The organism is Agromyces cerinus subsp. cerinus (assembly GCF_900142065.1).
GTDB lineage: Bacteria > Actinomycetota > Actinomycetes > Actinomycetales > Microbacteriaceae > Agromyces > Agromyces cerinus.
This window is the reverse complement of sequence record NZ_FSRJ01000002.1, coordinates 938,331-946,216: the sequence shown is the minus strand read 5'-3', so window position 1 is coordinate 946,216 and position 7,886 is coordinate 938,331. Positions and strand designations below refer to the sequence as shown.

Sequence of the window (7,886 nt, the reverse complement as noted above, 5' to 3'; positions counted from 1 at the left end):
GACACCGGCGCCGACAACGTCGGCCTCGTCGACCAGGAACTGCTCGCCATGGCCGACGACTCCGCCGAGATCGCCACCGAAGGATCATGGACCGCGACCGCAGACCTCTTCCTCCGCACCCCCGCCACCACCGCACCCGGCGACTACACCGCCCGCATGACCCTCTCCCTCTTCGAGTAGGACCTTCGAATAGGGAGACGCACCAGAACGACCGAACGGGCGTGTACGGAGATCCAGCCGTGCACGCCCGTTCGTGGTGAACGGCAGCCCGCCAGCGCCGCGCAGCGGGGGCGCCGCGGCATCCGCTCGACTCAGCCCTTGTGCACTCCGAGGCGAGGAAGCCTCGGCACCTCGACGGCCGCCCCGGCGTCGGCCGGCACGATCTCGACCTGTGCTGCGGCGACCTCGGTGCCGTGGCTCAGCACGATGAGCGGCAGATCGGCGGGCACGGCGCGCTTCACGACCGCGAGCGCAACCGGGCCGAGTTCGTGATGCATCACCGCCGTGGTGATGCGGCCGACGACCTTGCGCTCGGGCGCCTCACCCGCTGCCGGTTCGGGGCGCACCTTCTCGCCGACGACCTCGTCGCCCGGCGCGGGCAGCACGGTGTCGCTGCCGTCGAGGTGCAGCAGCACGAGCCTGCGCGGCGGCCGACCGAGGTTCAGCACCTTGGCGACCGTCTCCTGCCCCTTGTAGCAGCCCTTGCCGAGGTCGACGGCGCTGCGCAGCCAGTCGAGCTCGTGCGGGATGGTGCGGTCGTCGACCTCGGTCGCGAGCCGCGGGCGCCACGCGGCGACCCGCAGCGCCTCGGCGGCAAGGGAGCCTGCCGCGTCGATGGAGCCGGCACGCACGGCTGCGGCGGCTTCGGCGAGCGCTCTGCGCGGCACGATGCGTTCGATCCAGCGCCATTCGGATGCCGGGTGGCCGGCGTCATGGGCGTACTGGTGGCCGCCGGGGCGCGGGTGCGCCCACGGGTCGACCCAGTCGAGCGCCACGCCGGCCGGGGCGAAGGCGGGGGTCGCGGCGTCGAGCGCCGCCGTCGACATGGCGCCGAGCACCGCGACGTCGCCGCTCGCGTCGACGACCTCGACGCGGAGCATGAAGCGCATGCGGTCGAGGAACGCAGCGATGCTCGCTGCCTCGTCGCCCTCGACGATGAGCCAGGTCGTCTCGCCGTCGTCGATCACGTGTGCGGCGTGCTCGACCCTGCCCGAGGCGTCGAGCAGCAGTGCTTCGGTTCCCTCTCCGGGCTGGAGGCGCGCGAGCGCCTGGCTGGCCATCGAGTGCAGCCACGACAGCCGGTCGGGGCCGGTGATGGTCACGACGCCCCGGTTCGAGAGATCGACGATCGCGTCGCCGCGCTCGAGGTGACGCTGCTCGACGATCGGGTTGCCGTAGTGGCCGGCGACGCCGGTGTCGACGCCCTCGGCCGCAGCCGCGACGGCTCCGGGGAGTGCGAGGAACGGGGATTCCGTCATCAGTCGACCTTCGCGAGTCTGGCCGACGCGTGGGTGCGCAGCTCTTGGCCGAGGGCGGCGATGTCCCACGCCCAGAGCAGGTGTCCGTCGACGAGGCCGTACAGGCGGGTCGCCGCCGAGTAGTCCTTCGCGCCGCTGCCGCGCATGACGGCGTCGGTCGCGAGGTCGATGCGCGGCCCCTTGACCTGGCCGAGGTAGAGCTCGCTGACGCCGCCCGGGTGCACGAGCGACACCTCCACGTCGAAGCCGCCGTCGGCGTTGCGCAGCGTCTCGACCGACTCGGCGTCGGTGAACCGGGGTTCGCCGATCGCCGGCAGCATGCCGGGGCCCTGGTCGCCGTCGCCGAGCTCGCGAGCGAGACGCCAATAGCCCGTCTCGGTGACGAGCGGGGTGGGATCGCCGCCTTCTTCGGCAGGGAACAGCCAGGTGTACGACGTGTAGTTCAGGTGCGGCAGTCCGTCGTGGCTGAAGCTGACGCGCTGGCCGAACTCGTGAGTGACCGAGTCCTCGCCGGCCTTGTAGTCGATGACGCCCGACCCCTCCCAGACGCCGAGGAGCCAGGAGAGCGGCACGAGTTCTGCCGGAAGGTCGACGGGCAGCTCGATCATGAGGTCAGCGCTGGCCCTTGAAGAGCTTGTAGACGACCACTCCGCTGATCCACGCGATCGCGAGGCTCGCGAGACCGAGCAGGCCGATGAAAAGGAGTTCGAGGGCGAGCAGCTCAGACATGCTTCGAGTGTATCCCGCTCACGCGGTCGCGATGGGCGCGAGCACGAGAGCGGCGATCGCGACGATCGCCGCGGCTCCGGTGATGCTCCAGCTCACGCGCAGCACGAACCCCGCGGGGCGTCGCGTCGCGAGCTGCACGATGAGCGCTGCGATGACGGATGCCGCGAGCACGATGCCGAGCGCACCGTAGACGCCGAGGCGCGAGGCGTCACCGAACCAGGCCTCGGTTCCGGAGTAGGCGAGCGTCACGATCACGATCGACCCGATGAGCGCGATCGCCCAGACGATGGCGATCCCGAGCCATCCGCTGCTCGTGTCGGTCTGGTCCAAATCGTCTTCCCCATTCGTGTCGCGGCGCGTGTCTTCGCGTCCCGTAGTATTGACCGCACCTTACTACTGGAGGGTATGCGTGGCGCAGCTGCTGATCTTGTCGCCGGCAGCAAACGATGACGTTCTTCCGGCTCTGTCACTCCTGACTCACCGAACCCGGGTCATTCCCGCTTCGCCTGAGCAGCTGGTCAGAGCGCCGGAATCAGATCTCGTCTTCCTCGATGCTCGCACCAATCTCGCCGGAGCGAAGGCGCTCTCGCAGATCCTCCGCACCACCGGGCTCTCGGTGCCCCTCGTGCTGATCGTCACCGAGGGCGGCCTCACCGCGGTCACGCCCGACTGGGGCATCGACGACGTCGTGCTCGAGCACGCGGGGCCGGCCGAGCTCGACGCTCGCATCCGGCTCGCGATCGGGCGATCGCAGTCGTCGCAGCCGAGCGAACGCATCCAGACCTCGGGCGTCGTGATCGACGAGGCGAGCTACTCGGCGAAGGTGCACGGGCGCACGCTCGACCTCACCTACAAGGAGTTCGAGCTGCTCAGGTTCCTCGCCGCCCACCCGTCGCGCGTCTTCACCCGCGAGCAACTGCTCAGCGAGGTCTGGGGCTACGACTACTTCGGCGGCACCCGCACCGTCGACGTGCACGTGCGGCGACTCCGGGCGAAGCTCGGCGACCTCGACAGCCTCATCGGCACGGTGCGCAACGTCGGCTACCGCTTCAATGTGCACGAAGACGACGAAGACGCCACCGTCACCGCCCGTTGACCCTCACCTCATCTGCCGGTCACGCGCCAGTGGCATGATGTGGTGATGACCGCCGACAGCATCCTCGACGACCGCACGTCGAGCGACTTCGACGACGACTTCGAGCCGTTCGACCTCGAAGGCGCGCCCGAACTCGAATCCGAGCGCTATCTCGACCGCGAACTCAGCTGGCTCGCGTTCAACCAGCGCGTGCTCGAGCTGGCCGAAGACCCGCGGGTGCCCGTGCTCGAACGGGCGAACTTCCTCGCGATCTTCGCATCGAACCTCGACGAGTTCTTCATGGTGCGGGTCGCCGGGCTGAAGCGGCGCATCGTCACGGGCCTCGCCGTACCCACGAACGTCGGCCGCTCGCCGCACGACGTGCTGAGCGACATCTCGGCGAAGGCGCACGAGCTGCAGGAGCGGCACGCCGCCGCCTACCAGCAGCTCGTCAAGCCCACGCTCGCCGAGTCCGGCATCCGCATCATCACCTGGGCCGAACTCGGCGACGTCGAGCGCGATCACCTGCGCGACTACTTCTCGAAGCAGATCTTCCCCGTGCTGATGCCGCTCGCCGTCGACCCCGCCCATCCGTTCCCCTACATCTCGGGCCTGTCGCTCAATCTCTCGGTGCGCGTGCGCAACAGCCGCACCGGCCGGCAGGAGTTCGCCCGCGTCAAGGTGCCGCAGATGCTGCCGCGGTTCGTGCGGGTCGACCCCGGGGAGTCCATCGAAGACGCCAGGTACATCACGCTCGAAGACCTCATCGCCAATCACCTCGGCGACCTCTTCCCCGGCATGGAGATCGTGGAGCACCACGTGTTCCGCGTCACGCGCAACGAAGACGTCGAGATCGAGGAGGACGAGACCGAGAACCTGATCAAGGCTCTCGAGAAGGAACTGCTGCGCCGCAGGTTCGGCCCGCCGATCCGCCTCGAGATCACCGATGACATGGACGAGGTGACCCTCGGACTGCTCGTGCGCGAGCTCGACGTCACGGAGCAGGAGGTCTTCCGGCTCCCCGCCCCGCTCGACCTCGGCGGTCTCTTCGACCTCTCGCGGCTCGACCGGCCCGAACTGCACTACCCGACGCATGTGCCGACCACCGCGCTGCAACTGCAGCCGAGTGACGCGAACCTTCGTGCCGACGTGTTCACGGCGATCTCGCGACAAGACGTACTGCTGCACCACCCCTACGAGTCCTTCGCCACGAGCGTGCAGGCCTTCCTCGAGCAGGCCGCAGCCGACCCCGACGTGCTCGCGATCAAGCAGACCCTCTACCGCACGTCGGGCGACAGCCCGATCGTCGAGGCGCTCATCGACGCGGCCGAGTCGGGCAAGCAGGTGCTCGCCCTCGTCGAGATCAAGGCCCGTTTCGACGAGCAGGCCAACATCTCGTGGGCGCGCAAGCTCGAGAAGGCCGGTGTGCATGTCGTCTACGGCCTCGTCGGACTGAAGACGCACTGCAAGCTCGCGCTCGTGATCCGTCAGGAGAAAGGCGGCCTCCGCCACTACAGCCACATCGGCACGGGCAACTACAACCCGAAGACCAGCCGCATCTACGAGGACCTCGGCCTGCTCACCGCCGACGACCAGGTCGGCAAAGACCTGACGCGCCTCTTCAACGAGCTCTCGGGCTACGCCATCGAGAAGAAGTTCAAACGGCTGCTCGTCGCCCCGTTGCACCTGCGCAAGGGCCTCCTGAAGCTCATCGCGGGCGAGATCGCCAACGCCGAGGCGGGCCGGCCCGCAGGCATCCGCATCAAGATGAACTCGATCGTCGACGAGGCGATCATCGACGCCCTGTACCGCGCGTCGAACGCCGGCGTGCCGGTCGAGGTGTGGGTGCGCGGCATCTGCAGCCTCCGCCCCGGCATCCCCGGTCTCAGTGAGCACATCACGGTGCGATCGATCCTCGGGCGCTACCTCGAGCACTCGCGCATCTTCTCGTTCCTCAACGACGGCGACCCGCAGGTCTACATCGGATCGGCCGACATGATGCACCGCAATCTCGACCGCCGTGTCGAGGCGCTCGTGCGGCTGGCCGATCCGGCTCACCTGGCCGAGATCGACGGGCTCTTCGACCTCGCGATGGCCGAGACCACGAGCTCGTGGTGGCTCGACGGCTCGGGCGAATGGACCCGCCACGCGACCGACGAGGCGGGGCATCCGCTCGACGACATGCAGAATAGGCTCATGCAGCAGATCGGCCAGCGCACCCGCTCAGGGCAGCGCCCGCGATCGGGATCCCGGCGGTGACGACGGCGATCTACGCCGCGGGAGCCGTCTGCTGGCGCCTCATCGACGGCAAGGTGCATGTGCTGGTGATCCACCGCACCGTCTACGGCGACGTCACGATTCCCAAGGGGAAGGTCGACCCGGGCGAATCCCTGCCGCAGACCGCCGTGCGCGAGATCGAGGAGGAGACCGGGCTCGCGGTCGCGCTCGGCGTGCCGCTCGGCGTCTCCCGGTATCCGCTGCCGAGCGGTCGCGAGAAGATCGTGCACTACTGGGCCGCCGAGGTGAGCGATCGGGCCGTGCAGCGCTCGACCTTCAAGCCCAACGCCGAGGTGGCCGCGCTCGAGTGGGTCACCATCAAGCGCGCGCGCACCTACCTGAGCTACGAGCCCGACGTCGAGATACTCGACGCCTTCGCGACACTCCTCGACCAGGGCGTCACCTCGACCTTCGCGCTCGCCGTCGTGCGCCACGGCAAAGCCGTCGGGCGCTCGTCGTGGCCCGGTGACGACGCGGCGCGGCCGCTCACCGAGCGCGGCGTCGAACAGGCCGCAGGCCTCGTCGCGACGCTCGGCGCGTGGGCGCCGAAGCGCATCGTGTCGAGTCCGGCGGTGCGCTGCGTGACGACCGTCACCCCGCTCGCCGCGGCTGCGGGCCTCGAGATCAAGCGCGACGCCGGCATCAGCCAAGACGCCTGGGAGGCCGGCGAAGACGAGGTGCGGAGAGTCGTCGGCAAGCGGGTCCGCGCCGGCAAGAGCGCGATCATCTGCAGCCACGGACCGGTGCTGCCCGAGATCATGCGCGAGGTGGCCCTCGCCACCGGCACACCGCTCGGGTCCTACGTGACGGATGCCGCGGGCCTCGAGACCGGTGCGTTCAGTGTCGTGCACCTCTCGGCCACGAGCCCGGGGTCCGGCATCATCGCGATCGAGACGCACGCGCCTCGCGCCTGAGTCGTCTCCGAGGTTCTCCGCAGCATTCCCAGCAGACCCCCAGTCGAGGGCGCGCAGCCCCGCCGCGACTCGCGGTCCGGCGTAGCCGGCGGCCTGCGAGGCCAGTGCGACAGCGGTCGTTCACCTGCTGTTTACCGTCGTAACGGATGCTCGTAAGGCGCGCTCATTAGCGTCGCAGGCGGGTCGGCACCGGCCCACACCCTGCAATCGAACCCCGGAAGGGAATTCACGTGAACCTCAAGCGTCTCGGCGTGCCCGCCGTCATCGCCGTCACTGCGGCGATCGCGCTCAGCTCCTGTGCCTCGAACGAAGGCGGCGCAGCTCCGTCGGAGTCGGCATCGACGCTCTCGGGCAACCTCGTCGGCGCGGGCGCGTCCTCGCAGGATGCGGCCCAGCAGTCGTGGATCGCCGGTTTCCAGACCGCGAACCCCGATGTCACCGTCGACTACGACCCCTCCGGTTCGGGCGCAGGTCGCGAGACCTTCCTCGAGGGCGCCAGCAACTTCGCCGGCTCCGACCGTGCGTTCAAGGACGAGGAGCTCGCCGCCGGCGGCTTCAAGAAGTGCGCCGCCGACTCCACCATCGTCGAGCTGCCGCTCTACATCTCGCCGATCGCCGTGATCTTCAACGTCGAGGGCGTCGACTCGCTCGACCTCGACGCAGCGACCGTCGCCGGCATCTTCGCCGGAACGATCACCAACTGGAACGACCCGGCGATCGCCGCGACGAACCCCGACGCGACGCTGCCCGACCTCGCCATCACGCCCGTGCACCGCTCGGACGACTCGGGCACCACCGAGAACTTCACCGAGTACCTCGGCGCAGCAGCTGCTGACGTGTGGACCTGGGAAGCCGACGGCGTGTGGCCGCTCGAAGGCGGCGAGGCCGCACAGGGCACCTCCGGACTCGTCGACGCCGTGAGCAACGGCAACGGCACCATCGGCTACGCCGACGCCTCGCGCGCCGGTGACCTCGGCACCGTCTCGATCAAGGTCGGCGACGAGTTCGTGCCGTACTCCCCCGAGGCCGCTGCCGCGATCGTCGACCACTCGCCGTTCGCCGAAGGCCGCGCCGAGGGCGACCTCGCCATCGACATCGATCGCACCTCGGAAGAGGCCGGCGTCTACCCGATCGTGCTCGTGAGCTACCTCATCGCGTGCGGCCAGTACGAGGACCCGGCGAACGTCGACCTCGTCAAGGGCTACCTCTCGTACATCGCGAGCCCCGAGGGCCAGGACACCGCAGCGGCCGACGCCGGTTCGGCTCCGATCTCGGACTCGCTCCGCGAGAAGATCACTGCTGCGATCGACTCGATCAAGTAGTAGGTTCGTGCCCGACCCCGATCGTCCGCGACGGGGTCGGGCACGATCGCGTCTCAAGAACCCGACTCAAGAACTCCGAGGATCGCACCAG

The 7,886-nt window shown here is 69.1% G+C and carries 7 protein-coding genes and 1 pseudogene; 5 read left to right on the top strand and 3 right to left on the bottom strand.

What is annotated here, in order from left to right; translation table 11 throughout:
• Nucleotides 1-180, top strand: a pseudogene (locus BUR99_RS10415) (hypothetical protein); the annotation flags it as partial.
• 131 nt (nucleotides 181-311) lie between these two features.
• On the opposite strand, the gene ygfZ reads toward BUR99_RS10415, so the two are convergent.
• From ygfZ to BUR99_RS10400, 3 genes are all read right to left on the bottom strand, one after another.
• Nucleotides 312-1,478, bottom strand: coding sequence for a CAF17-like 4Fe-4S cluster assembly/insertion protein YgfZ (gene ygfZ, locus BUR99_RS10410; protein ID WP_074260231.1), 1,167 nt, complete (start codon nucleotides 1,476-1,478; stop codon nucleotides 312-314).
• On the bottom strand, nucleotides 1,478-2,086 hold the full coding sequence (locus BUR99_RS10405; RefSeq protein WP_074260230.1) for a nitrobindin family protein: 609 nt from the start codon (nucleotides 2,084-2,086) through the stop codon (nucleotides 1,478-1,480). The genes ygfZ and BUR99_RS10405 overlap by 1 nt, the downstream gene beginning before the upstream one ends.
• Before the next feature lie 139 nt (nucleotides 2,087-2,225).
• The gene (locus BUR99_RS10400; protein WP_074260229.1) at nucleotides 2,226-2,537 is read right to left on the bottom strand and encodes a hypothetical protein; all 312 of its coding nucleotides are present in this window, start codon (nucleotides 2,535-2,537) and stop codon (nucleotides 2,226-2,228) included.
• Between the two features lie 79 nt (nucleotides 2,538-2,616).
• On the opposite strand from BUR99_RS10400, the gene BUR99_RS10395 reads away from it, so the two are divergent.
• From BUR99_RS10395 to BUR99_RS10380, 4 genes are all read left to right on the top strand, one after another.
• The gene (locus BUR99_RS10395) at nucleotides 2,617-3,303 is read left to right on the top strand and encodes a response regulator transcription factor (protein ID WP_074260228.1); all 687 of its coding nucleotides are present in this window, start codon (nucleotides 2,617-2,619) and stop codon (nucleotides 3,301-3,303) included.
• Between the two features lie 45 nt (nucleotides 3,304-3,348).
• Nucleotides 3,349-5,541 carry an RNA degradosome polyphosphate kinase gene (locus tag BUR99_RS10390; protein ID WP_074260227.1) on the top strand — a complete coding sequence of 731 codons (2,193 nt, stop codon included), beginning with the start codon at nucleotides 3,349-3,351 and terminating at the stop codon, nucleotides 5,539-5,541.
• Nucleotides 5,538-6,473, top strand: a complete 936-nt coding sequence (locus BUR99_RS10385) for an NUDIX hydrolase (RefSeq protein WP_074260226.1) — start codon at nucleotides 5,538-5,540, stop codon at nucleotides 6,471-6,473. The genes BUR99_RS10390 and BUR99_RS10385 overlap by 4 nt, the downstream gene beginning before the upstream one ends.
• A gap of 230 nt (nucleotides 6,474-6,703) precedes the next feature.
• Nucleotides 6,704-7,795: a phosphate ABC transporter substrate-binding protein PstS gene (locus tag BUR99_RS10380; protein WP_074260225.1), complete on the top strand. Its 1,092-nt coding sequence runs from the start codon at nucleotides 6,704-6,706 to the stop codon at nucleotides 7,793-7,795.
• The last annotated feature ends 91 nt before the right edge of the window (nucleotides 7,796-7,886 follow it).

What these genes read in the sequence shown, in the direction of transcription:
- BUR99_RS10390 (WP_074260227.1), top strand. Translation starts at nt 3,349, where the DNA reads ATGACCGCCGACAGCATCCTCGACGACCGCACGTCGAGCGACTTCGAC.
- ygfZ (WP_074260231.1), bottom strand. Translation starts at nt 1,478, where the DNA reads ATGACGGAATCCCCGTTCCTCGCACTCCCCGGAGCCGTCGCGGCTGCG.
- BUR99_RS10405 (WP_074260230.1), bottom strand. Translation starts at nt 2,086, where the DNA reads ATGATCGAGCTGCCCGTCGACCTTCCGGCAGAACTCGTGCCGCTCTCC.